General features: G+C 55.8%; 26 protein-coding genes and 1 pseudogene. 21 read left to right on the forward strand and 6 right to left on the reverse strand.

Annotated elements, in window-relative coordinates:
* Positions 1-561: 561 nt before the first annotated feature.
* From BLU70_RS12775 to BLU70_RS12795, 5 genes and pseudogenes are all read right to left on the reverse strand, one after another.
* Positions 562-1140, reverse strand: a pseudogene (locus BLU70_RS12775) (IS256 family transposase); the annotation flags it as partial.
* A 125-nt stretch (positions 1141-1265) separates the two neighbouring features.
* Entirely contained in the window at positions 1266-2096 is an 831-nt protein-coding gene (locus tag BLU70_RS12780) for a helix-turn-helix domain-containing protein (RefSeq protein WP_074693703.1), read from the reverse strand.
* Between the two features lie 575 nt (positions 2097-2671).
* Positions 2672-3142: a hypothetical protein gene (locus BLU70_RS12785; RefSeq protein WP_074693704.1), complete on the reverse strand. Its 471-nt coding sequence runs from the start codon at positions 3140-3142 to the stop codon at positions 2672-2674.
* A complete protein-coding gene (locus BLU70_RS12790) occupies positions 3129-3902 on the reverse strand; it encodes a ParA family protein (RefSeq protein ID WP_074693705.1) in 774 nt (257 codons plus the stop codon). The genes BLU70_RS12785 and BLU70_RS12790 overlap by 14 nt, the downstream gene beginning before the upstream one ends.
* A gap of 259 nt (positions 3903-4161) precedes the next feature.
* Entirely contained in the window at positions 4162-4758 is a 597-nt protein-coding gene (locus BLU70_RS12795; RefSeq protein WP_074693733.1) for a hypothetical protein, read from the reverse strand.
* Positions 4759-4969: 211 nt separating this feature from the next.
* Here BLU70_RS12795 and BLU70_RS12800 point away from each other — a divergent pair, with 211 nt between their 5' ends.
* The 8 genes from BLU70_RS12800 to BLU70_RS12835 all read left to right on the forward strand — a co-directional run bounded on the left by BLU70_RS12800 (position 4970) and on the right by BLU70_RS12835 (position 11955).
* A complete protein-coding gene (locus BLU70_RS12800; RefSeq protein WP_074693706.1) occupies positions 4970-5287 on the forward strand; it encodes a hypothetical protein in 318 nt (105 codons plus the stop codon).
* 15 nt (positions 5288-5302) lie between these two features.
* The gene (locus BLU70_RS12805; RefSeq protein ID WP_244885214.1) at positions 5303-5671 is read left to right on the forward strand and encodes a pilin; all 369 of its coding nucleotides are present in this window, start codon (positions 5303-5305) and stop codon (positions 5669-5671) included.
* A gap of 13 nt (positions 5672-5684) precedes the next feature.
* On the forward strand, positions 5685-6035 hold the full coding sequence (locus tag BLU70_RS12810) for a hypothetical protein (RefSeq protein ID WP_074693708.1): 351 nt from the start codon (positions 5685-5687) through the stop codon (positions 6033-6035).
* Complete coding sequence (locus BLU70_RS12815; protein ID WP_074693709.1) at positions 6032-6808, forward strand: hypothetical protein; 777 nt, start codon at positions 6032-6034, stop codon at positions 6806-6808. The genes BLU70_RS12810 and BLU70_RS12815 overlap by 4 nt, the downstream gene beginning before the upstream one ends.
* Positions 6765-8693, forward strand: coding sequence for a VirB4 family type IV secretion system protein (locus BLU70_RS12820; protein WP_143027543.1), 1929 nt, complete (start codon positions 6765-6767; stop codon positions 8691-8693). The genes BLU70_RS12815 and BLU70_RS12820 overlap by 44 nt, the downstream gene beginning before the upstream one ends.
* A complete protein-coding gene (locus tag BLU70_RS12825) occupies positions 8690-10831 on the forward strand; it encodes a hypothetical protein (RefSeq protein ID WP_074693711.1) in 2142 nt (713 codons plus the stop codon). The genes BLU70_RS12820 and BLU70_RS12825 overlap by 4 nt, the downstream gene beginning before the upstream one ends.
* 66 nt (positions 10832-10897) lie before the next feature.
* Positions 10898-11434 carry a hypothetical protein gene (locus BLU70_RS12830; protein ID WP_074693712.1) on the forward strand — a complete coding sequence of 179 codons (537 nt, stop codon included), beginning with the start codon at positions 10898-10900 and terminating at the stop codon, positions 11432-11434.
* Positions 11431-11955: a hypothetical protein gene (locus BLU70_RS12835; RefSeq protein ID WP_074693713.1), complete on the forward strand. Its 525-nt coding sequence runs from the start codon at positions 11431-11433 to the stop codon at positions 11953-11955. The genes BLU70_RS12830 and BLU70_RS12835 overlap by 4 nt, the downstream gene beginning before the upstream one ends.
* 37 nt (positions 11956-11992) lie before the next feature.
* Here the strand turns inward: BLU70_RS12835 and BLU70_RS12840 are convergent, their stop codons facing one another.
* Positions 11993-12226, reverse strand: coding sequence for an SHOCT domain-containing protein (locus BLU70_RS12840; protein ID WP_074693714.1), 234 nt, complete (start codon positions 12224-12226; stop codon positions 11993-11995).
* Positions 12227-12726: 500 nt separating this feature from the next.
* On the opposite strand from BLU70_RS12840, the gene BLU70_RS12850 reads away from it, so the two are divergent.
* The 13 genes from BLU70_RS12850 to BLU70_RS14440 all read left to right on the forward strand — a co-directional run bounded on the left by BLU70_RS12850 (position 12727) and on the right by BLU70_RS14440 (position 22545).
* Positions 12727-13368, forward strand: coding sequence for an HD-GYP domain-containing protein (locus BLU70_RS12850; protein WP_244885215.1), 642 nt, complete (start codon positions 12727-12729; stop codon positions 13366-13368).
* Positions 13365-14720, forward strand: coding sequence for a lytic transglycosylase domain-containing protein (locus BLU70_RS12855; RefSeq protein ID WP_074693716.1), 1356 nt, complete (start codon positions 13365-13367; stop codon positions 14718-14720). The genes BLU70_RS12850 and BLU70_RS12855 overlap by 4 nt, the downstream gene beginning before the upstream one ends.
* A gap of 75 nt (positions 14721-14795) precedes the next feature.
* A complete protein-coding gene (locus tag BLU70_RS12860) occupies positions 14796-16016 on the forward strand; it encodes a hypothetical protein (protein WP_074693717.1) in 1221 nt (406 codons plus the stop codon).
* 11 nt (positions 16017-16027) lie between these two features.
* Entirely contained in the window at positions 16028-16735 is a 708-nt protein-coding gene (locus BLU70_RS12865) for an SAF domain-containing protein (protein WP_074693718.1), read from the forward strand.
* On the forward strand, positions 16732-17781 hold the full coding sequence (locus BLU70_RS12870; RefSeq protein WP_074693719.1) for a CpaE/TadZ family protein: 1050 nt from the start codon (positions 16732-16734) through the stop codon (positions 17779-17781). The genes BLU70_RS12865 and BLU70_RS12870 overlap by 4 nt, the downstream gene beginning before the upstream one ends.
* Entirely contained in the window at positions 17768-19201 is a 1434-nt protein-coding gene (locus BLU70_RS12875) for an ATPase, T2SS/T4P/T4SS family (RefSeq protein ID WP_074693720.1), read from the forward strand. Before BLU70_RS12870 ends, BLU70_RS12875 begins: the two co-directional genes overlap by 14 nt.
* 4 nt (positions 19202-19205) lie before the next feature.
* Positions 19206-20186, forward strand: coding sequence for a type II secretion system F family protein (locus tag BLU70_RS12880; protein WP_074693721.1), 981 nt, complete (start codon positions 19206-19208; stop codon positions 20184-20186).
* A 17-nt stretch (positions 20187-20203) separates the two neighbouring features.
* On the forward strand, positions 20204-21049 hold the full coding sequence (locus tag BLU70_RS12885) for a hypothetical protein (protein ID WP_074693722.1): 846 nt from the start codon (positions 20204-20206) through the stop codon (positions 21047-21049).
* A 73-nt stretch (positions 21050-21122) separates the two neighbouring features.
* Positions 21123-21287: a hypothetical protein gene (locus BLU70_RS14660; RefSeq protein WP_176780912.1), complete on the forward strand. Its 165-nt coding sequence runs from the start codon at positions 21123-21125 to the stop codon at positions 21285-21287.
* Between the two features lie 13 nt (positions 21288-21300).
* On the forward strand, positions 21301-21465 hold the full coding sequence (locus tag BLU70_RS14665; RefSeq protein ID WP_176780913.1) for a hypothetical protein: 165 nt from the start codon (positions 21301-21303) through the stop codon (positions 21463-21465).
* A gap of 28 nt (positions 21466-21493) precedes the next feature.
* Positions 21494-21877, forward strand: a complete 384-nt coding sequence (locus BLU70_RS12890) for a hypothetical protein (RefSeq protein WP_074693723.1) — start codon at positions 21494-21496, stop codon at positions 21875-21877.
* A complete protein-coding gene (locus BLU70_RS12895; RefSeq protein WP_074693724.1) occupies positions 21874-22365 on the forward strand; it encodes a hypothetical protein in 492 nt (163 codons plus the stop codon). Before BLU70_RS12890 ends, BLU70_RS12895 begins: the two co-directional genes overlap by 4 nt.
* A 75-nt stretch (positions 22366-22440) precedes the next feature.
* Entirely contained in the window at positions 22441-22545 is a 105-nt protein-coding gene (locus BLU70_RS14440; RefSeq protein ID WP_074693725.1) for a putative holin-like toxin, read from the forward strand.
* Positions 22546-22792 lie beyond the last annotated feature (247 nt).

The raw sequence follows: 22792 nt of genomic DNA on the forward strand, positions 1-22792 counted from the left end.
AGTTGCCCCGCCGGGGAACCGGCGGGGTTTATTGTCATGTACGACTTTGACGCAGCGACGGCGGGAATGCAAGATGGGCGGGATTTGACGCTCACGGCTTTGGATTCGCCAAACAATCAAATCGTTCCTGTATGTCAGTTTTAACGAACTGAGCGGCTCCGTTTCGTACACTGTGGATTACGGAGTGTTGATTGTATTGACTCAATACAAATCCCCTTTTTTATAGATAATGTAAACATAGAGCACAATAGGTTTTTGTTGATATCTGGGATGTCTCATCGTGAGAAACACAAAGTGTGGTGCCGACGCATGACAGTTCTCTACGAGAGCGGCCTATCCACAGGTAGTGTCCCGTCAAGTGGTGGAATTTCGCCGTGCGTGTCTCATGTGTGACATTGTCGGCTTTGACCCTTGGCGAACGTTATCGACCTCCGTCACGCTCCGTCAAGGGGCGCTTCGCTCGTCCCTCTTGGACGCCCTTGACGGGCGTTCGACGGTCGATTCCAATTCGTTAGGGCCAAAGCCTCGGTGTGCGTGGTCGCATCACCTCGCCGCATGCGCCTATTTGTGCAACCATGCCGCTGCCGCGAGTTGGGGCTGATTCGGTTTCAACTTGGCCATCGACTCCAAGCTGAAGTACCTCCGTGCCACCATCCACTCTTCGTGCTGCTCTTGCAAAATGGCGCCTGCGAGTCGCAGCACGGCCTCCCGATTGGGGAAGATGCCTACGACGTCCATCCGCCTCCGCATTTCCCGATTCAAGCGCTCCAGCGGATGGGTCGAGCAGATCTGCCGCCAGTGCTCGAAGGGCAGCGCCATGAACGCCAACACGTCGTCTTCCGCATCGGACAGGATATCCATCGCCTTCGGGAATCGCCCCTTTAATTCGTCCACGACGCGCCGGAGTTGCTTGCGAGCCGCCTCCTGGGACGATTGGGTGAAGATCGTCCGCAGGATGGATGCGACCATCGCCTGCTCCTTTTTCGGCACCTGACTCAGCACATTGCGCAGTGCGTGCACCTTGCACCGTTTCCAGGTTGCACCTGTGAGCACCTCGGCAATCGCTTGGCGCAAACCCGCATGTGCGTCGCTGACGACCAGCCGTACGCCAGGAAATCCGTGGAATCTCAGGCTTCGAAGAACAGCGTGAACCAGCCATCATCTGCAGAATCTTCAACATGCGTCAGTGAGTTTGGAGCGACGGCACACCTCTCCGTCGCCCGTAGTCTCGTGCTGGCTTGCAATTACAACCCGTATTCAAGGAGTTAAGGAAACAACTTGTAGAATTCATTGTATCTAGAGTCTTTGTGTTTTGCAGTTGTCTTCTCGACTCGCACTAGACCGTTGCGAAGAACAGATCCTATGTAGCCTGCCGGAGACTTGACTCCTTCTCTAGTTGCGAGAGAAGCTGCCTCAATAATCTCTTCTGGTGTTGCGGTTTGTAACCAGTTGAGCAGAGTCTTTTTTTGTGCTCGTATGCCTAGCTGGATCAACGCTTCATTTACCGTCTCACACACTTCCTCAAGTGCAGTGTTAGATGTCAGGTGCTCATTTTTGCTGGTAGCCAACGTGGCAGCTGCTTGGCCTCGTGTGTGTATGTAGATCTTTGTAAGTGGATCTTGATCTATAGATCTTACTTCTCGTCCGTCTGGCGACATACGTCTGTCGTGTGGCGACATAGGTGTGTCGTCCGGCGACAGGGGTGTGTCGTCACGCGACATAGGTATACCGTGTGGCGACATAGGTGTGTCGTCTGGCGACATACTCCCCCTAAAAGCGACGTCATCAGGGTGAATCACCGTGTAAAGATTGCTGTAGTATTCACCCGTCTCTTCGTTTCGCCGGTGTTCTTTCACCAGGAGCCCTGCTTGTTCTAATTCCTTAATGGCTTCTATCGTTCGGGTACGACCAAATCCAATCGCTTTGGCGATTGCGTTGTATCCTGGGAAGCTTTGTCCCTCACCATCAGCACAGCGGCATAGAAAGATGTAAACAGCTTTTGCATATCCACTGACATAATCTATTTCGTAAATGCTGTTAGGAGTTCTAAACCAATTTTCAGTCCAGCCTTTCTTCACTCTTCCCAAATTACTCATGTATGTGCATCCTCCTAAGTGAGGACGAAAAAACGCTTTCCAAGTTAAATCGGAAAGCGCCCCATAATCTTCATTCTGTGTACACTGAAGAAGACGTTGCATGGTCAGTGTTTTGTGATATACTGAAACCATACAACAACACATGGGACAAGAAACTCCGATTGGCCGCCAAACCGAGTCGGGGTTTCTTTCATTTTCCGCCCTTAAATTTATGCTCAATAAAATGACAGCGGTAAAAAAGACTGACTCCCAGTGACGACCATGTATCACTGGGAGTCAGTCTCTGCTCATCTATGCTGAGAATGTGTAGTGTCAAAGGTTATTTCCTGTAGACACTCATACTCATAGCATGCTATAATTACAGGCAGAAACGTCTCCAGCGTTGGTCGAGAACGCTTGGTGACAGCTCCGGTAGGCCTGGGAACCTGCCGGAGCTTTTTATTGCCTAATACATAAGTTGTTCATTCCACAAACAGCGAAGTTTTCCTCTTTGATGATCGATATTCTAGCACAAAGACTATTCGCTGTGAATAAGCATTTCGACATGTTTATCCCCAAAAGCGTCAACGTTCGTTCTAAGGTGTCGAGTCTAATTGATTTAACCCAGCCTCCAATATCTCATTCAAAAACCTCGTTTTGAAACCTCGGCTGTGTTTCTTTGAAAGTTTCTCTAGTCGTTCGAGTAAATCTCTGCGAATTACGAAGGTATGTTTTGTATATAACTCATCATAGGATTTCTTCGCTTTCTTTTCCTGTTCATATGCACGTATCTTTGAAGCTATATCAAATGATGTAGGCACATCAGATATATCTTCGTTCGTTGTAGCATTACTGAATTCTTGTACAGTATTCATACGGTTTAAAGGTACTTCGGTGATGTGTTTGGTGTCTGTGTTTAGTGTACGTACACTGTGTATGTTTTCAGTATTGATGTTGGGTGTATTTCCTCCCATCAGACCGTCAATCACTTCTGTTTTGTGCGGTGGGGTTTCTGTTCTAGATGGCATCAGGCTTTCAAAACGTTTCTTTTTATCATTCGGAGACACGCTTTTTCAACTCCTCAACAAATTCTTCGTACATAGCTAATGCCTCGCGATCGGCTTTACTTTTGATTTGAATACCTTCCACAGAAAACTCGATGATTCTTGATTTTCGTCTGATCACAGTATTAAACACAAAGCCTTCGTACTCTTCCTTCACGCGTTCAGTAATATAGTTTCCGATGGCTGTTCTTGCGTCCAACAGAGAGATGAGGATACCTGCAATTCTAATGTTGGAGTTCACTCTTTCCTGAGCTGCTTGGACAATTTCCATGTATCTGTCAAGTGCATCATAAGCAAAAGGCTCTGATTGACATACAACAACGCAATAGTCGGAGGCACATACTCCGTTTAATGTAAGACCTCCGAGATTTGGGGGTAAATCAATGAGTATAAAATCATAGTCGTCTTTCACTGTGTCGAGAGTGTCTTGGAGAATGGTCATTTGTTTTGAAACAGGCACTTCGGTATATAACCACTTATCAAATTGACTAAGAAAATCTTCGGCTGGTAGAAGATCCAGACGATCTGACACTGCGTAAACATACGGTTTCGGGTTCCGTTCTTTACAAGCTTCCAAACTTGTTTTGTGTACAAAATCATACGGACTACGTCTTGTGAGAAATTGTGTGAGATTACCTTGTGAGTCGAAATCAACCGCTAAGACTCGAAAACCTTGATGCGCCAATATATAGGATGTCAGTCCTGTTGTGGTGGATTTCCCGACGCCGCCTTTTTGTAACCCAACACTAATAACTTTACCCACATAGTACACCTCCGTATTTTAACCTTTATAGTATATCTATATGTATTCAGTGTAAAGTATACTATTTTTAATGTGTATTATGATATACGTTTTTAAAATGTGTATTTTATAGAAATACATGATATACCTATAGGGATAAAGTAAACCTAAAAGGTGTACGTGTATGGTGGTGGATTATCATTTACTGTTGAATGAAGTGAGCATGTGTAGGAAATCCACACATGCTCTGATAAGCACTCGATCGGTGAGTGCATAGATATTATTCCATTGCTGGGGACGTTAGAGACCATTCCTGTTTCATTGTTTCTGTTAACATTGAGATGATTGTGTCTGGCTCAACTTCATATTCTTCAGCAATGCTAAGCAGCGAGTAAAACGAACCGATGGCACTCTCTACAATCTCTTCAGGTGTTGCCTCGTATTCTGCGGCTAGTCGTAAGACAACATCGAGTACGCTTGACGCCATCATCCATTCTACAGATTCCACGAGTTCATAACCTTCGTTACGGGGGGCGATCGGGTATTCGCGCTCGCCAGCGACAATCTTTTCGCCCGTGAGATACACATGGAATGTCTGATGAGCCACGACGAACTCAATGGGCAGATTGACCCGGAAGTGTTGCAGGAGTTCTACCAATGCGCGCGACGCATGACCGATGTAGTCGGCGCGGAATGTACCAAAGTGATAGACCGCCTGCTGTGTGAACACGGTTACGTTGGTCACGCCGTCTTTCGTCGTGACATCGATGGATTCGGCCTCTTCCTCGATGGTCAGCGCGTAGGCCAGTTCCTCGTCATTCGTGCGGTACTCGCTGTACACGTGCTTCACGCGATCCACGTACTCCACTCGCTCCATCTTCATCAATCCCTTCTCTGTCAGCTCTGCGTGCAGCTATGTGTTGAAACTACCACGTTCGTGCATGGACAACGCGCCACGTTTACGCCACGGCCAGGGGAAGCGCCTATCTCACGTTGCGTAAAGATGGCGCAAAGTTGGCGCAACTAGCTCTTCGTCTTCCGATACGCTCTTCTCATCAAGACCAGTCCAAGCGAGGGGAGGTGAGGGTATGGCGGGAAGCACGGCGTCGAATGTGACGCAAACCATCACCCAGCTTGGCTTTGCGCCGGTGAACCCATGGGCGCTCCTGAATCGCGTCACAACAGGCTTTGGACATCTCATTGAGGTCGTGTTCGCTTGGGTGTACTTCCTTTCGGAAATCGGCGTACTGGTGGGGGCGTTGGTGTGGCTGGTCGGCTCGATTGGGAGTCATGCGCGCATCAAGCGAACGGGTGCGCACATCACGTTGTACGCTATCGTCGGCTTTCTCGCGGCGGTGATTTTGCCAGGGGTCATTGTAGCCATTGATTCTACGTTTCAGCGATAGGAGGCGTGTATGCACATGAAGGATTGGATTCGCCAAGCGGGGAAAGGGCTGTATACCTGCGGCGTCGCGCTCGTTTCTACAGCCATGACGGCCGAGGCCGATACAAGCGGAATCAACAACCCTCTGTCCAGCAGCTCGTCCAGTGTTAGTTCCGTCCTCAACCAGGCGCTCGGGTGGCTGGATGATGCCATATTCGCTGTGGCCGGGGCATTGTTCTTGTTCCACCTCTATAAGGCGATCATCGGCCTCATGGCTGGCTCTCATCACGCCCAGCGGCGCGAAGAGGCCAAAAGTCATCTCATCTGGGTAGCCATTAGCGGTGTAATGCTTGGCGGCGGGGCTATCTTGGCCGGTGCGCTGTACAACCTCGGAAAGAGCTTCTGAGGAGGTCCGGATCATGTTAGAAGTTCATTCGCCGATTCCCATGACCGAAGGTGAAAACCTGGTCTTCGGGATTCGGACCAAGCATATCGCGCACTTTTCCATCGGGGTCTGCCTCATGGCCCCGATGGCGGGTGTCCTCTGGTTCGTGTTGCCACTTCTACATCAACCGCGATTCTTGGCGCTCATGGTGTGGGCGGGCGTCGGTGTGGCCTTTGCGATGGTTCCGGTCGCCAATCGTCCGCTGGCCGAGTGGTTGTGGCTCTCGTTTCGGTACTGGCGGCGTCCCAAGGTCATTCTGTATGCCCGCGAACACCGCGTGCGCATGCACCGCAAATGGGCAGCGGAAAGGTGGGAAGCCTCGTGAAATTTGCCTTCCTCGGCGTCCTCATCGTCGCGATGCTTGCATTTTTTGTGATTCGGGATCAGCGCAAGCAGAAAGGCGTAGGCCGTCGGAGCAAACGCAAGGTCACGCCATCCTTGCAAGAATTCTTGCCGATTGAGCGATTCCATGAGTCGGGCGCGGTCGTGGTGAATGGGCGATTCCGCAAGCTCATCCGCGTAGGGGATCTGAATCTTTATGCCATGTCCATGGAGGAAATCGCGTCAGTGCGAGAACGGTTTAAGGCAATGCTCATGCGCCTCGACAACCCGTTTCAAATCTCCGTCCAGGCTCGGCGCGCCAACTATACGGATTTCGTCGCCTACGCGGAGTCGACGATTGATGAGGTTGTCGAGGCATATCAGAATCCAGCGTTTGCTGCGTATGCCGAAGCGCTGAAAACTTATCTACGAGACGAAGCCCGAAAGCCGCGCACCGACCGCGAAAACCTGATTGTTGTCGGCGTGTTGCCGAAAGTGGGCGGGGAAGAAGAGCGGTTGCAATTGGAGCGTTTGGAGCGCGAGCAGTCGTTTGTCGAGTCCGGCCTATCCGGGATGGGCCTGCCCTACGAGGCGCTGGAACCCGTGCAGGTAGTTGAAGCGGTGCAAAACTTCTGGAACCGGGAGCGGGCGGTGAGTCAGCGCTATCGAGATGCGGTGATGCGCCGCACGCATGCGCCACGTATCTACGGTGCCGATGTGGGGGTGGAAGACATTGTTCGGGATCAAACGCAAGAAAGCCACGAGGCGAATCATTGAGCACGATCCGAGCGTTATCGGGGAGCACGCACCCACGCTCCATGACTTGATGACGCTCGCGGATGGGATCGAGGTGCGTGCGAGTGAGGTCTATGTGTCACCAAGCGGGTTCACCAAGACATACTACGTGACCGGGCTGCCTTCCACCGTCCACTTTGGCTATCTGCAGCGTTTCTTCCGCGTGGGAGCCGACGTCCATATATCGATGCACGTCGAGCCAGCGGATTCCGCCCTAGCGATGTCCAAGCGCACCAAACTCATGACGAAGATCGAGTCGGAAATTATCTCGGAGCAAAAGGCGGGAACGAATAAGCAACTCGCGTTCTTACAGCAGGAATATCAATTGCTCGAAAAAGAGCGCGAGGAGCTGCGCCTGGGGATTGAGCGCCTGTTTTACGTGACCGTCGTCTTTGCCGTCAGTTCGCCGGATCGTGATGAATTTCTAGCGGCCTGTGAGCGGGTTGAGCGTGAAGGGTTCGAGGGGTTTCTCATCCGTGAGGCCTACAAGGAACACGATCTCGGGTTCCGTTCGGTGGCTCCCATCGGCGAGAACGTCCTGCGCCATCCCATCGAGATGACCGCCAGCGCGCTCGCGAATGGCTTTCCCTTCACGAACTCTCGCTTTTCGCACGAATACGGCGTACCGATTGGCGTCGACTGGTCAAGCGGTCACTTGAACCGATACGACGCATGGCATAAGAAACTCGTCAACGCCAATGCGGTCATCATCGGCAAGGCGGGTTCCGGCAAGAGTTTTCTTGTGAAAGGTCTTGTGGCACGTTCTGCGGCGATGGGTATCCGCCACGCCATTGTCGACTACGAGGGCGAGTACACCCCGATGGTTGAGGCCCTGGGCGGGGTCGTGATTCGCATCGACGAGAAGTCGCCCTACAAGTTCAATCCGTTCGAGCTTGAAGAGGAAGAGGAAAAGCAATCCGACGGGACGATCCGGCGCTTTGTGGACGTCAAAGAGAAAATCAGCGACATGGAGCGGCTCATCGTCAGCATGGCGCATTTGCACGCTGACCATGACCGGATCGACTCGTACACCACGAACGCCATCAACGACATGCTGCAGGAACTCTACGAGCGGGATTTCGGCTTTACCACCGACCCGGAGAGCTTGTATGAGCGGCATGAAACGTGGCAACGGGACGCCAAAGGCGACCGGCTTGTCCGACGCGTGAAGCGGCCTCAGCCACGGTTTTCGGACTTCTACACCAAGCTTGAAGCGCGGGCAGCGAGCGATTCGCGCTTGGAAGAGTTGGCGATGCGTCTGCGTCGGTTCCGCGAAGGTGGCACGGAGGGCATGTTCGACTGCTACTCCAACGTCGAACTGCAAGACGTTCCGGTCGTGAGTTTCGACCTCAGTCGTCTTCCGGAGAAGTCTATGGCCCGCAAGCTCGGCATGCAAGTCGTCCTCGAGTGGATCATGGAGAAGTTCATCAAGAAGAACGTCCACCTGAAAAAGCGGGTCATCATCGACGAGGCGCAAAAGATGCTCGAACACCCGGACCACGCAATTTTCATGGAGGACGTGTTCCGGCGCATCCGTAAACGTTCGGGTTCCGCGGTCGCGGCAAGCCAAGACTTCCGGAAGTTTGCGGAGAGCGAGCACGGTCGTGCGATTCTCCAAAACTCCGACACCAAGGTTTTGCTCCGTCAGGACAAGCTCGACAAGGAAGCAGTCATGGCGAATTTCGGGCTGGAGGAACACGAGTTTGAAGAGCTCATCGGGTATCGCGACGGGCAAGCCCGTTGGTGGGTTGGTGGCGAGGTCTTCTACAACCAGCTCGTCACGTTCGCGGATGAATTCAATCTCTTTACGACGAGATTTGTCCAGTCGGACGCGGAACTCGCGATGCAGAGGAGGGGGCTCGCGTGAATTGGTTTGCGGGGCTCATCGCCAATCTCATTAACGCGCTTGCGAACGGACTCCAGTCGCTCCTCGACCACACCGTGGCCGCCGGGAACAACCTGGCGCCCGATGTGATGGGGAACATCATCCTCGGCGGATACTTTCACAATGCGGCTAGTGCCCCAAGCTGGGGTACGGGGAGTTTTTCCGATGTTATGGACGCGCATGCCGTCGCGTCGCTCGAACCGTTTGCCACGACGTTTTGGGTGTTCGGCTGGTCGTTTTTTCTCATCTCGATCTACCTACTCGTCGTGCAGGTGTCGGGCGTACGAGAAAGCGCCGTCCAGCGGGAACGGATGAAGCAAGGCGTCGTGGGGTTGATCGTGTCGGCGCTTCTCATCTGGCAGGGTCAGCACCTGGCGCTGTTGGTGACCGAGCTTTTCTACTACGCGAGTGACTATTTTCTCCACCTTGGCGCGCCGCAAAAATGGACGCCACTCAGTACCAGTGGCGGACAGGCGCTATTGAACAGCATCGTGAACTTCCTCCAGGCGCTTCTGGCGTTCATCGTGTGGATCGTGTACGAGTTCCGCGAGGTGTTCCTGTACGTCTGGATGCTCTTTTTCCCGCTCGCCATGGCGTTTTACGCGAACGACAAAACCCGTGGCATCACGAAGGTTTGGTGGACCGAGTGGGTGTATCAGATGGCGGTGCCCTTGGGCCAAGCGGTCGTGTACGGGGTGGCGAGTGCGGTCGCGTCCCCGGCGAGTGGCACGGAACTGACGGCCGAGGACGTGTTCGTAGCCCTGGCTGGCACGATAGGTCTTCTGTCGTCCGCGGTCTATGTCCGCAAGCTCATTGACGTGGTGGCCCAGGCATTCGGAGCGTCGCTCATCGGTTCGGATCACGGCATGCGTTGGGGCAATCTTGCGATGGTTGGTGCGTCGGCTGTCGCGGGAGACCTGGCTGGGAAGATGGCGGTGACCGGCACGGCCAAGGCGACGGGGGCGACGATTGGGAAGATGTTGCATGCCGCGGATAACCAATGGGGAAGCAAAGCGGCACAGAAGCAGATGCAAAAACGTGCTGAGGTGCATGCGAGTGCTATCAAGTCGGGCGCATCCATCGAGGATATCATGATGCAGCATAAGCTCGGTTCTCAAGGGGATGTCCTCCATGCGGATGGCGCAGGATTGGAGGCAAGTGGCGGACAGGCTCCAAATGCGAGACCGGGCGGTGTTGCGCGAGCAGGGAAGCGGTACGAGTCGCACACGGTCGGCGCGTTGGCGGATGCGGCGCGGAGCGTCAAGCAAGGATTCGTGCAAAGCCATGCCGGGCTCTGGCTTCAAACCAAGTGGCAGGGGTATCAGAACGAGGGCGGTGTGACGGGACGTATTGCGCGTCGAACAGCAGATGCTTCTGAGCGCATCGCGGGATATGCGAAACGTACCTTGGGAGATAAACCTTGGGTCGGGAAGCCCGTCACGGGCATTTCCAATCTGACCGCAGGTTTGGCGCAAAAGTACCAAACCCATGACAAGAACCGTACAGAGCGGTTGGAGGCGCTGCGCGCGAATTTACGCGAAGTGGCCGAACTGAACCAACTGAAAACGCGCCTGCCGAGTCTTGCGAGTGAATGGATGACTGAGGCGGACTCATCCGGAGAGCCTTCTGTGGACTCAACATCTTCGCCGTCATTCGCTTCTGGAGCCGGAACTACCCCAAGTCCTGCCGCGGGTACGTCTATCTCCGCAATGGGGCCCGCGCTTGGTGGACAGTCTGTGGGGCAGGGCCAGGCAAGGGTTCAGCTTCCTTTGACACAGGCGGAGAAGCGGTATGAGGCCGCGAAAGCGCAGTGGCTCCATGAACTCCAGCGTTCCGGAATGTCACCGTCGGTTGTGCAATCGTTGCTCGTGGAAGCGGAGACGAAGTGGAAAGATGGCAAGCATCTGTCTGGCCAAGGTGCATGGTCACCCGAGGCAAGGCAGGCGTATCGGGAGGCCTTTACGGCATATCGCCCGGCGCTTCTTGACCAAAAGGCGCGAGATGCAGTGCAAAAAGGTCGTCTGGTGCTCGAAAAGCCGAAAGACCCGCACAAGGTCCAGACGCAACGAAGCAAGGCGTTTCTCGACGATGCTCGGAATGCGATCATGTATCGGCGATAACTTGGTTCCCAACACGCCAACATCCGCGAACACGCCGTGGTATGCTGCAAGTAAGAGGTGATCCATATGCATCCAGGCGTGTTCTTTTTGCACCTGCGCCACCTGTTTCCATGGTGGTCACCCGCGATGTTGGCGTGGTATGGGACGTTATTTTTCTGGGCGATGGAGTATCCTCATCGGCATTATGACGAGATGCCATCTATCTTCTTAGATCCTCCGATTGAGGTCTTTAGCCCTTGGTTTGTTATGTTCTTTTGGGGATGCGTCATCTTTTACGCGATGTGGTTTGCGCTTCCCCATACCGGAACAGAGTTTTTGGTGGCGTTTTTCGGGGTTCCTTGTGTGGTTGGAATCACGAGCTTTTTCCTGTTCAAGTGGTGCGTTCACATCCTGGATTTTCTTGAAAATCTGGACCCTTGGGGTGGATTCTCTAAGGGGCTTACGTATGGCGAGTGGGAGCTTTTTCAGGATCGGAAAGAAAGGCGTGACAAAGAACAAGAGTCGCAAATCTGGCGAGAAACGGTGAATCCTGAACTTCGAAAGCACAGACTCATCGTTCTACCCGGCAAAAAGCTCGTTAAGAAGCGGGGTGAAGAGGCATGAAGGGCTTGTGGCACTTCATCCATCACTGGTATTTCAAAATCCCGTACAGCCCGGCGGAAGCGCATCTTTTCCGCCACGTGTGGCACGCGATCCCGTTTTGGATGCCGGGGTTCATCGTACTGAGCATTGTGCCGGCCGGCTATGTCCTCATGATCTTGCTCAGCGTGCTCTTCTCGGGCTTCGAGTGGTTCAAGTATGAGGAAGCGCTTGAGGTCATCAAGCGTCGGGGGCGGAAGTACTCGTACTACGGGCTTTGGATCGCCTACGCCATCTGGGCCCCGATGCCCTGGCCGCGTGCGGCGACGTTCGGTTGGACGGTGGTCGGATGGTTCACGTTACGGCACCTATGGAAGAAGCGGCGCCGGCGGATTGCGTTCATGTCCACGCTGGATAAGGCGGATTTGGCGTTGATGCCCGGGTGGACGGAGTGGCTGGAGCGCCAACAGCGGATTGAGGCGGTGTTGGATCAGACGCTGCCGTGGCGGCGGGCGAAGGTGAAGAAAGCGTCTTTGGAACAATGAGGCGGACGTCGTGTCCGCTTCGTTTTTGAGTCGGCCGTTAATCTTGCAAGTCTTCGAGACGCTGTAGATATTCTTCCCGGTCAATTTCACCGCGGGCATATCGTTCACGGAGCACCTGAATCGCGCGGTCATAGGGCTCGTCGCTCGAATGCCCCGAACTTGTCCGGATGCGAAAAATGGACCAGATAACAAGCACGATCGCGGCGAGTAACATCAAAACGGAGAGTAACCAATACGCACTCATGAACCCGAACCCCATCATGCTCATCATCCGGTTCGCCTCTCTAGCTATCGCTGATCATGTATAATGAGCTTATTGGGACAAACCCAACCAGCGCATGCATTCGTGACCACCCCGCTGTGAGGCCTTGCAGCGCTTGCAAAGGGTACTTTGCAAGCAGAGGGGGTGGTCGCGATGCGGAGGTTAAAGCTTTGGTTTCGCATTCTCGGTTTCATTGCCTTTGGCATAGAAATCGAACGAGATCGAACTTTCAAGCTGTCGAAACAACAGCACAACCAGCCCCGCGAGTAACCTGGCCAGGTTCAGGGCTGGTTGTCCTTTAACGCATTCGGCCCGAAGCATGCGCTGCAGGCCTTCCCACCCACCAGTATACACGCTGGTGGGTGGATTTATCATGAACACCACGTCACATCTTTATCCTCACTATAACACACCGTGTTTTCTTCGCAAGTTTCCGCAAAAATGGCGCAAACTTGGCGCGTTCTTCTTGTGTGTGCACGTTACCCTGAACGCACAAGGAGCTGATTATCGTGCATGCGAACCTCATGACCCCCATCTTCGAGTCCATTGCCTATGTCGCCGAATACGGCGAACCGGACGCAGACCGGCACGTGAAGCGCGTCGCCACCTACGCGCGATTTATCGGCCAACACGTGCTTGGCTTCGCCCCGGAACTGTGCGAACGCTTGGCACTTGCGGCGCTCGTCCATGACGTCGGCAAGGTGGCGATTCCACGGGAACTGCTGCGCAAGCCGGGCCCTCTGACGCCGGCCGAACGGCAGTATGTCCAACAGCACACGATTCATGGGCGTGATATGCTCGCGGATTTGGCGCGTCGATATGCCGGTCGAGACGGCGGGCTGTTTGAACTGGCCCAGCAGGTTTCGCTGTATCACCACGAACGCTGGGATGGACGCGGGTATCCCGAGGGCTTATGTCGCGAGGAGATTCCTATTGCGGCGCGCGTCGTGCATCTCGTCGATGTTATTGACGCACGGCTCAGTCCGCGACCCTACAAGCCGGGCCAATCGTGGCACCAGGTGAAGCAGGCGCTCGTGGAAGGCATGTACTTGGATTTTGACGGCATGCTTGTCACAGGGCTTTTGCAGGTGGAACCTGCGTTTCTCGAACTTGTCCAAGCGCAGTCTTACGGGCAGTTGGTGCCCGTATGAAGCGATTGGGTCTGTTCCGGATACCGACCGAGCCGAAAGACGTGTTTCCGTGGCTTGTGAAGCGCCTCGTGCTGTCGCTTGGTCTCGGTGGCACGCTTGGCTATCTGGCGCTTCTCATCGTCGCGTTGTCGCTCCTTGGCTTTCTCATCGGGGATTATCAGGCGAATGGCAAGGGCACGGTGGAAGACGGGAACATTGTGCTGTCAAGCGCCACGGAGGCGAAAGAGACGGCGCTCAAAAACACGTATCAAGAGGTCGCGGATGAGTGGCAACAGGGTCTGTCCGCGTCAGAAATCGCGCAGGTCGAACAGCAACAGGTCGATCTGCCGGCCGCGGTGCTCATGGCCATCGGCAAGGTGATCAATAACCTCAATATGCCAAACGCCCAAGAATACTACGACTATCTGGCACCCGTGTACACGTGGAAGACCTATATCGACGTGACGATCACGTATCAGGCGGTGTGCGACAAAAACGGCTGTCATGTGGTCACGCACGAAGTGGACACGCCCGTCACGATGCTCCAAACGGCGAACACCTGGGATGGGACGCTGGTCGACACGTACAAGTGGGTCACATCGATGTCAGGCACCACGTCAAACGGCGTGTACACGAAGAAAATTGAACTTACCTCCTCCACGCGCACGTACGACTGGTCGCGTGTATGGAACCTGTTCCAGCACATTCTGACGGCGCAGCATACGCACATCAAGGAATCGCAAGAGGACGAGGACATCTTGGCCGGCTTCATCGGGGCGGTGGACTACACGATCTCCGATCCAGAGGTGCAGAAGATGGTCACGTCTGTGTTGTTCCCAGGCGGTGTTGTCTCGACCAATCTTCCACACGTATCTACAGCATTACCAAGCGGGGATACGATTCAAAACATCCTGCACTACAAAGCTGATATCGAGGCCGCAGCGCAGATGTTCAACATCCCGGCTGTCCTCATTGCGGGCGTCATGTACCAGGAATCCGGCGGCAACCAGGTGGATGCGACCGGACATGTGCTGACGTCGTATGCAGGTGCCATGGGCCTCATGCAGGTCGAACCGAGTACGGCAGCCGGGCTCACGATAAACGGCGTGCCCGTCGGAGCGAATTGGTATGCGGACTTGGCGAATCCGTCGACGAACATCCTGCTTGGCGCGGAGCTTTTGTCGGAGCTGTATCACGCGTTCAACGAGAACGTGGACGAGACGTTATCCGCCTACAACGCAGGTCCTGGCGCCGAAGAAGAGGCGCTATCGCAGGGCTACACGGTGGCGCAGAACAGCCAGACGCTCGAGTACGTCGCGGCGATCACGCAGCAGTGGATTCCGGCGCTGGAGCCGTACTTCGGCAGTCTCTAAGATGGCGTAAAGTTGGCGTAAATCATGATGGCACATGCGCTAGCATGACAGCGAAAGGCCAAGGGAGGTGGGGATATGCTCTATCTCGCGTTTCCGGCGGATTTACGCGAACGTTACGCGGAAAGCACATGGCTCGTGTACGACAAGCAAGTGCTTGAGACGTCGTTTGCGCCAGGCGACATCTTGCTTCTCTCCACGTGGGTGGTTCCGCATCGTGCGGAGCAGCTGCAAATCATTCATCGAGCGCGACAAGAGAGCGCGCGCGTGATCTTTGTCGGCTCAAAAGAGGACGAGACTGACGACTGGAAGCGGCAGTTGTGTGCGCTTGGTGTGTACGACTTCGCGTTTTTCGGCGATGAAGTGGTACTCGGCGTGCTTGACGATCTCATCGAACACCCGCGGACACCGCTCGATTTGCGCGCATACGTGGACGAGACGGTATGGCACTTGGCGCGGGAAGACCCGGTGGTGGTTGAGGTCGAGACCCCCAAAGTGGATACGGACGAGCCTATGCAGGATGAAGCACCCGTTCGTCCACGCTGGCGGCGTCCACGATGGGGCAAGGTGAGTTCGTCTCCGCCGGAGCGATTGCAAGTCGTGCAACCGCGGCTTGTCGTGGTCCTTGGCCTTTGGCCGCGCGCAGGGGTTACCACGATCACGTACCTGCTCGCGAAGCTCTTCGCGAAACAGCTGCCCATGCGCTCTGTGACCTGTATCGAGCATCCGAGGTCATGGCCGCGGATGTGGGACTACTTTCAGCTGGATGCGCGGATGCCGGCCGAGAGCTATCGACACTGGACGGTGGACGGTGTGGGACAAGAGATCGAGGTAGATGGGGTGGATTTGGTGCCCCTGCCGCCTGGTTGGATTGGGAGTGCCGATTACGGTCAGCCCATGGTGCAGTACATCTTCCGGCAAATGCGAAAACCGGTGACGCTCGTCGACGTGGGGGCACAAGCGCCAAGCGACATGCTTTTAGGCGTGGCAGACCAGATCGTGTGCGTGCTCGATTGCGATCCGACGTTTCTCTCGATTGCCGAACTCGGCAACCAATACCGGGCGCTCAACGCCAAATACGGCGGGTCCATGGTCACCGTGCTGAACAAATGGACGCGGTACGCGCACTACGAGGACTTGTTTGAAGATGCGGTGCGGGTGCCGTATCTCGCACCCGAGATGATGCAACAAGCGCTCTGGACGGGGCGGTTTCCGGACGTCTCGGCTTGGGCGAGTGAGTTACACGAATTGACCGAACGCGTAGTGACACCGCTCTTACCTGCGCGCGTCGGTGGATAGGAGGCGAGGAGATGAAGTCCTGGGTGAGATACACCCTTGCGACCACGCTGTTCGTGGTCGGTGTCGGGGGCAGTATCGCGTACAACCAGTTCGTGGCCCCGATACTCTCGAGTGAATGGGTGTACGTCGCGCGCACGCAGCTGCCCGTGGATACCCCCATCCAAGCGGCGGATGTCGAACGCATCCGCGTGCCAAAGAGTGAGGTGAGTCCAGACGCGATTACGAATGCAGGGGGGCTGATTGGTGCGTACACGGCGCAGTCGGTCGACGAGAACCAGGTCTTGACTGCGCTCGATACGGAGCCCGACCCCTTCACGATCACCGCTGGCACGGAGGATGTGCCGATTCCCTCGACGTGGATTGCGTCGGTGTCGGAGACGCTTCGCCAAGGGGATTACGTCGATCTGATTCCCATCGCCCAGCCGCAAGCCGGCGCCAACAACGTCGGGACGTTCACGACAACCAGTGAAGCCTCCGATTTCAAACACTTGCTCGTGTTATCCGTGCACACCGATAACAACGCGGAAGTGACGTCCCAACAGACGGGGGCCCAGCAATCGGTCGGCGCGCGCGGCAATGGCAGTGGTGTCCCAGCGAGTGTGGACGTGAAAATGACATCCGCTGAAGCGCAGGCCTTGGCTAGCCTTATTCAGCAGAAGTATCAGCTGCTCATCGTGGGCGTGTCGGATGACAATCGGACGGGAGGCGGGGCGAAGTGATCGCGGTGGGGCTTCGTGAGTCGCTACAGAGGGAACTTACCGGGCGCGTCGAGCGAGTAGAGGATTGGCGCGATCTTGAGATGCGCCAGGTCGATGCGTTTCTTTTGGACGCGAAACATGTGCCAGAGACGGAGTTGTACGAGATTCGTGGGCAATTTCCGGATGCGTCCATCACCTACGTCGTGGATGAATTCACAACTGCACTCACGGCGTTTGCAGCAGCGCACCAGATTCGTCTTGTGCATCCAACACGCCTCGCTTCGTACTTGGACGAAGAAATGGGACAGCATGCGTCGACGCCCATCCTCGCGTTTTGGGGCGTGTATCCGCGGCTTGGCACCACGACGATTGCGCTCGCCGTCGCACACGTCTTGGCCGCACAGCACGGGAAATCCGTTGGAGTACTGGGTCTCAACGCCTATGATCCAGGCACGGCCATGGTGCCAGGCGCCGAACATCACCTGGACGACATTCTGTCGTATCTCGCGCAGCAAAAGCTCGATCCGGAGAACCTGCAGGCCGCGATGGAGCCTGTGCTTCGTGCGAAGTACCTGCCGGGACTTCAAAACCAGACGCGCGCGTTGGCGGTGATGCCCGAGCACGTTCGGCACCTGCTCCACGTGGCGCGGTCGCAGTTTGAGGTGTTGGTGCTGGACGTGGGAAGCGCGCTCAACACGGCGCTGGCGCTTGAAGGCCTCCAAGCGGCCACACACCGCTACGTCATCGCCAATGACCTCGTGGCGACACAACGCCAACTCTTGCGGCAGATGGATTATATCCTCCGGCCCTTAGGTGTTGAGCCAAGCGACCTGATGCTCATCGGCAGTCAAGTTCATGGCAAGGGAGGCCTGGCGAAGGCGGTTGGGCTCATGCAGGTGACGTCACTTCCGTATTACCCGTCCATTGACCTTTTCGCGGAGCAATCCCCAGAGCCGATGAAGGTGTTTCTGGCGGAAAAGACCTTTCGCAAGGCGGTCGAGACCTTGGCCCAATCGGCTGTGACGTTGCCTGCGATAACGGAGGTGGCCGAAAGTGTCCGTGCATGAGCTTCTGCCAAGCGAGCCCTTTCGGGCGGATCGGTATGTGCTTGAGACGCAGCGCGAGCGCGCCAAAGACTATGGGGAAGTGCCGTTTGACCGGGTGATCGAGGCGTTTCAGCAGTATCTTGGCGAGGAAGTCGGCGGGAAAGACGATGTGGACTCGCAGTATCTGCACCGCAAGTACCGGGCGCTCATCGGGGATGAGGCGGCAAAGCAGTATTTCATCCATCGCATCCATGACTTTTTGCGGGAACGCCCGGAATTTCAAAACACCCGGTATCCGCGGTACTACCCGGACTTGCCGGAAGCGATCTTGCAACACGCGCTCGGTTTTGGGCCCATGAGCGTGTGGTTTGCGAATCCGACCGAATCCGCAACCGTCAATGGGACGCAGATCCTGTTTGGCGTCCATGGGCAGAGCACGAAGGTTTTACAACCTTTCGCGTTTGACTCCATCGACCAGGTGAAGCGGTTGGTGCGAACGCTCACGCTCCGTGATCCGGCGAACCAGGTCAATCAAACAAATCACTGGACGCAGGTCGATATGCTCGACGGCACGCGCGTGACAATTTTCGCGCCGCCTTTGTCGGAGACGTACGTGCTCGTCTTCCGGCAGTACACCTTTCATCGCTACACGTTCGAACACGAGGCCGAAATGGGCACGATTCCGGCGGATTCGGTCGAGTGGTGGAAGCTCTTAAGCCGTCTCATGCTCACGATGGTGACGACCGGAATTCGGCGGTCGGGAAAGACCACGTTCTTAAAGGTCATCTTTGGCGCGCGCGATCCGAATCTCGAAGTGGTGACAGTGGAACGCGGCACCTTTGAGGCGCATCTGAAGCGGGACTTCCCGGCACGCGCGGGACGGATCGTCGCGCTCAAGTCACCGCTGGATGAGATGACGTCGCTTTTTCCGGCCTTTCTGCGCTCAGACGCCCACTACATGATGGTGCCGGAGATCCGAAGTAGTGAGGTCGATTTGCTCATCCTCTCGCGCGAGCGCGGCAACGGGTGTTTGGCGAGCTATCACAGTCCGTACGTGACCAACATTCCGCGAGAACTTGCCGATTTGGCGCTTGAAAACAACCCCAATCGGGATTACCGGGCGACCTACATCCGTACGGCGCAAAGCCTGGACGTGGCGATCACGATGTGGGAAGACCCGACGGGACGAAAGATCGTGACCGGCGTCTACGCTTACGAATTCGATCACGAGACGGAATCCTACACGGTCACGACGTGGATGAAGTATCACCGCCAGGCGGACACGTGGACGTTCCATGCGGAAATCCCGCCTTCGATGCGTGAGCGCTTGGAGGACACATACCCGGATGTCCTGGCCGCGTTTGAGGCGGAGTTTCAACGCTTGGCGTCGGCTTATCCCTTTCAGGGCGAGGCCAAACGTCGCGTGAAGATCGGGGGATGAAACCATGGCGAATGCGCTGAATACCCTTGCGCAAATCGTCTTGTATGGCGTGGCCTGCGCGGGGCTCCTTTGGCTCTTTGAGCAGGTGTGGCGCGACGGGTGGAGGTGGGTGAAGCGGACGTACTACGGCATCGGGCATCGACAGCTCCTCCGCGTGAGCGAGGGGTTTCGAGGCCGGCAGACGACGCAACTGCCGTGGTGGATGGGCTGGCATGACCACCTCGAAACGCTCTTGCAGGCCACGCTCAAACGTCCGCACCGTGACGCGGTGTCGCGGTTCATCGTGGGCTCAGTCACGGCGGCCGTGATCGTGGGTGTGCTCACCTCTGTGGTGACGCACAACCCGTTCTATGCGCTCGTCATGTTTGTGTTGGCCGTAGTTGCACCGTACGGCGTGCTCCAAATCCGCCGTTATCACATGAGCATCCGGAACTCCTACGACATCGGCATGCTGCTCTCGGTCATCGTGCCGGAGTACCGCAAACAACACGGGAGCATGCTGCATGCTCTGCAATCGACGGTGGAGCATCTTCCGCCAAGCCCGATTCGGCGGGCGGTGGCGCGCTTGACCGACCGACTGACGGATTACACGACGCCTGACGATGCGAGGCGAGCCCTGCATCGCTTCGTGAAGGAGCTCGGGACCTCGTGGGCGGCGCAACTCGCAAGTGACATCGAGCACGCCCTGTTGGACGGTGTGAACGTGGAAGCCAGTCTGGCGCTTTTGCACAAGGAGTTTCAGGAGATTGAAGACGCGCGCAAGTCGCAGAACCTGGCTCGGATCGACACGCTCCTCATCTCCTGTGTGCCGTTTCTGATGTGGCCCGTCATGATGGTGCTCTTCTACCTCTTTGTGTCGCGGAACATCTTCCAGTACCAGTTTGCGAATCCGACAGGCTTCACGTGGTTTCTCTTGACGCTTCTCGCGACGTTGGGGTCGTTCATCATCGGGGTCACGTTCTACAAGCCAAAGCAAGACATCTGAAGGGGGATGACAACTTCATGGGCTACGTGATTTTGGCTTTGGGCCTCATCCCAAGCGCGCTGTTGGTCATGGGGTCTGGACAGGGTGAGTATGCGGGCATACGAACGCGCGCACGGATTGCGGCCGGGTGGTATGGGGCGAAAATACGCGTGCGCAAACGCCTCGAAGATGAGTTGTTGGTCTCGCTCCTCCGCAAAAGCGGACTCTCGATAAAGGCGTATCAGTACCACTATCTGCGGATGGGGTTGACTCTCGTCTTTTTGCTCTTTGGAGTGTTGGGCCTGGTACACGGGCGCGTCTTGCCCATGATGTTGCCGTTTGTCGTGTGGTTTGGACTGGAATACCGACGTTCGTTCCCGATGTACTACGGCTTTCTGGCGCTCCAGAAACAAGCGGCGATGGAACGCGATAAGGCGCTCTATCTCCTCTACCGCCTGCTCCTTCAAGAGGCGGTCGCGTTCAAGGGGCGGCCGCTCGGGGTGTATGACATGATACGTCGGCAACTGCATCGTGTGTCGGTCCTACGGCCGTTTTTGGAGCGATGCCTGCATGATTGGGTGGACGATCCCGCCCTGGCGTTGCAGCGTTTCGGCGACGAAGTGGGCACGTCCCAAGCGAAAGCCTTGGCGCAGATGCTCACGGGAATTGAGGAGGCAGGCGTCACCGTAGCGCTCGACGTGTTACAGACGAATCTGGAGCGCTTCCGTGCAGACCGTATTGCCGCGTTCCGCGCGCACCTGAATGCACGTGCCCTATTAGCGACTGCGCTCACCATGTTGGGCATCGGGGCCACGAGCTTTGATCTCATGGTGGTCATCCAAATTTACTCGGGGGCTCTGATGCGAGCCAGCGTGGGCGGATAAGAATATGGCGTAAAGTTGGCGTAAAATGAACATTTTCAGGATGTATCGTGAAACTTGAGAGGAGGCGCTGGGCATGCGGCAACTCATCATCGGATTGCTCGTGATGGTCGTCGTAATCGGACTCGCGGTGGCGAACGTTCGCTTTGGCAAGCAGGAGCTCGCGCAAGTCGGACAAGCCGGAGTGACAGCGATCACGAACGCGCCATCCGCGAACCTCGCGTCTCGCTCGAATTCGTAAAAGGGGGATGGACATGAACTCTCCAATTGTCGGTGTCGTCGTCGCGCTTCTTGTGCTGATTGGCGGCGTGGTCGGAACGGTTGCGATGAACACGTGGAGTTCTTCGCAGCAGTCGAATGTCCAGTCGTTTACCCAGCAGCAGATTACTTCGGCGCAGGGTCAAGTGTCGGGTGGCTGATGAGGATGTTTAGGGGAGGTGGTCATGCATGAGAAGCGCCATAATCTTCGCGCTGATGTTCTTCTTCATCTTGTCGTGGAACTACCAGCCGTACATGGACGTCATCAATGGCGCGCGGTTGGAGTATCTACAGGCGGTTGCGGAAACGGCGATCTCGGAGGCGAAGATCAAGGGCTACTTTTCAGCGACCGACCTCTCCAACATCCAGCAAGCGGTGGCGACGCACCTGGGCTATCCGGTCTCGGAAGTCCAGGTGCAAGGCACCACCATACCCACGATGCGCGGCAATCCGATTGACATTCAAATCTCCATCCCCACACATATCAACCTGTTCTCCATGGCGCCAAGCTCGAATCAAGCGACGCTCATGGCGTACGAGAGTGCGGACAGCGAGGCGATCAATCCGTCATGAAGTGGATCATGATGGCCTTATTACTTGTCGTGTTGCAGTTTTGGACGCATGAACAGGTGCTGAATTTGGAGATGGAGACGGTGGTGTACCACCGGATTGAAAACGCCATGGTGCTCGCGAGCCAGGACGCGGTGGAGGATGTGGTGCCGTCCAGTACGGCGAACGGCCAGCCCATCTTTAACCAGACCGAGGCGGATCAGACCTTCCGGGCGACGCTGGCTAATAACCTTGGGCTTGATCCATCGACGCTCCAACCGCTGCCGAATTCGACGTTCCATGTCGCACCGCAGATTGTGGACGAGGAGTTTTACGACTGGAGCAACGCGACCTTCCCGTACCACTACGTCAACGGCACGTATGGCATCAACGAGACGTTGGATGCACCGTCGATGGTGGTTGTGGTGCAGTTCACGATGCCGAGCTACGCCGCAAACGTTCAACCGTTCACGATCACGGTGCCGATGGTGCAAAGCTATGCCGGCTCGTAGAGGCTTGTGCTAGACTGAGTATAGGCACCACCTTGGGGGCCGCTCCCTGCCCGTGCAACGGGAGGGGGTGGGGCCATGACCGTAGCCGACGTGTTGTCGTTGATGATCCAGTTTGGATCGTTCATCGTCACGTTGCTGACGCTCGTCGTGGCATTGGTTCTTGCCATGAAACGCAAGTAGACCGCCCCCATTGGTTAGCGCCGGTGGGGCGGTCTCTTGCTCGCAAGTGTTTAACTGACGGGCAGGGACACTGCCCAGGCGTCGGTGCCCGAGCGTCGGAGCCGTGAACTCCGGCGTTCTTCTCATGTTTAGTGTAGCACACGGGATTTATACGTCAATGCAAAAGCCGCAGCGCGGATGTGCGGCCTTTTGCATGCATGGTAGCTGCGAAACCAAATATCAGTGCTGAGCTAAAAGTTGTCTATCT

This window comes from Alicyclobacillus hesperidum, from assembly GCF_900107035.1.
Classification (GTDB): domain Bacteria; phylum Bacillota; class Bacilli; order Alicyclobacillales; family Alicyclobacillaceae; genus Alicyclobacillus; species Alicyclobacillus hesperidum.

Excerpts from the sequence above, each read along its gene's own strand:
- BLU70_RS12780 (WP_074693703.1), bottom strand. The coding sequence starts at position 2,096 with ATGAGTAATTTGGGAAGAGTGAAGAAAGGCTGGACTGAAAATTGGTTT.
- BLU70_RS12795 (WP_074693733.1), bottom strand. The coding sequence starts at position 4,758 with ATGGAGCGAGTGGAGTACGTGGATCGCGTGAAGCACGTGTACAGCGAG.
- BLU70_RS12800 (WP_074693706.1), top strand. The coding sequence starts at position 4,970 with ATGGCGGGAAGCACGGCGTCGAATGTGACGCAAACCATCACCCAGCTT.
- BLU70_RS12805 (WP_244885214.1), top strand. The coding sequence starts at position 5,303 with ATGAAGGATTGGATTCGCCAAGCGGGGAAAGGGCTGTATACCTGCGGC.
- BLU70_RS12810 (WP_074693708.1), top strand. The coding sequence starts at position 5,685 with ATGTTAGAAGTTCATTCGCCGATTCCCATGACCGAAGGTGAAAACCTG.
- BLU70_RS12830 (WP_074693712.1), top strand. The coding sequence starts at position 10,898 with ATGCATCCAGGCGTGTTCTTTTTGCACCTGCGCCACCTGTTTCCATGG.
- BLU70_RS12835 (WP_074693713.1), top strand. The coding sequence starts at position 11,431 with ATGAAGGGCTTGTGGCACTTCATCCATCACTGGTATTTCAAAATCCCG.
- BLU70_RS12840 (WP_074693714.1), bottom strand. The coding sequence starts at position 12,226 with ATGATGAGCATGATGGGGTTCGGGTTCATGAGTGCGTATTGGTTACTC.
- BLU70_RS12855 (WP_074693716.1), top strand. The coding sequence starts at position 13,365 with ATGAAGCGATTGGGTCTGTTCCGGATACCGACCGAGCCGAAAGACGTG.
- BLU70_RS12860 (WP_074693717.1), top strand. The coding sequence starts at position 14,796 with ATGCTCTATCTCGCGTTTCCGGCGGATTTACGCGAACGTTACGCGGAA.
- BLU70_RS12865 (WP_074693718.1), top strand. The coding sequence starts at position 16,028 with ATGAAGTCCTGGGTGAGATACACCCTTGCGACCACGCTGTTCGTGGTC.
- BLU70_RS12880 (WP_074693721.1), top strand. The coding sequence starts at position 19,206 with ATGGCGAATGCGCTGAATACCCTTGCGCAAATCGTCTTGTATGGCGTG.
- BLU70_RS12885 (WP_074693722.1), top strand. The coding sequence starts at position 20,204 with ATGGGCTACGTGATTTTGGCTTTGGGCCTCATCCCAAGCGCGCTGTTG.
- BLU70_RS14660 (WP_176780912.1), top strand. The coding sequence starts at position 21,123 with ATGCGGCAACTCATCATCGGATTGCTCGTGATGGTCGTCGTAATCGGA.
- BLU70_RS14665 (WP_176780913.1), top strand. The coding sequence starts at position 21,301 with ATGAACTCTCCAATTGTCGGTGTCGTCGTCGCGCTTCTTGTGCTGATT.
- BLU70_RS12890 (WP_074693723.1), top strand. The coding sequence starts at position 21,494 with ATGAGAAGCGCCATAATCTTCGCGCTGATGTTCTTCTTCATCTTGTCG.
- BLU70_RS12895 (WP_074693724.1), top strand. The coding sequence starts at position 21,874 with ATGAAGTGGATCATGATGGCCTTATTACTTGTCGTGTTGCAGTTTTGG.
- BLU70_RS14440 (WP_074693725.1), top strand. The coding sequence starts at position 22,441 with ATGACCGTAGCCGACGTGTTGTCGTTGATGATCCAGTTTGGATCGTTC.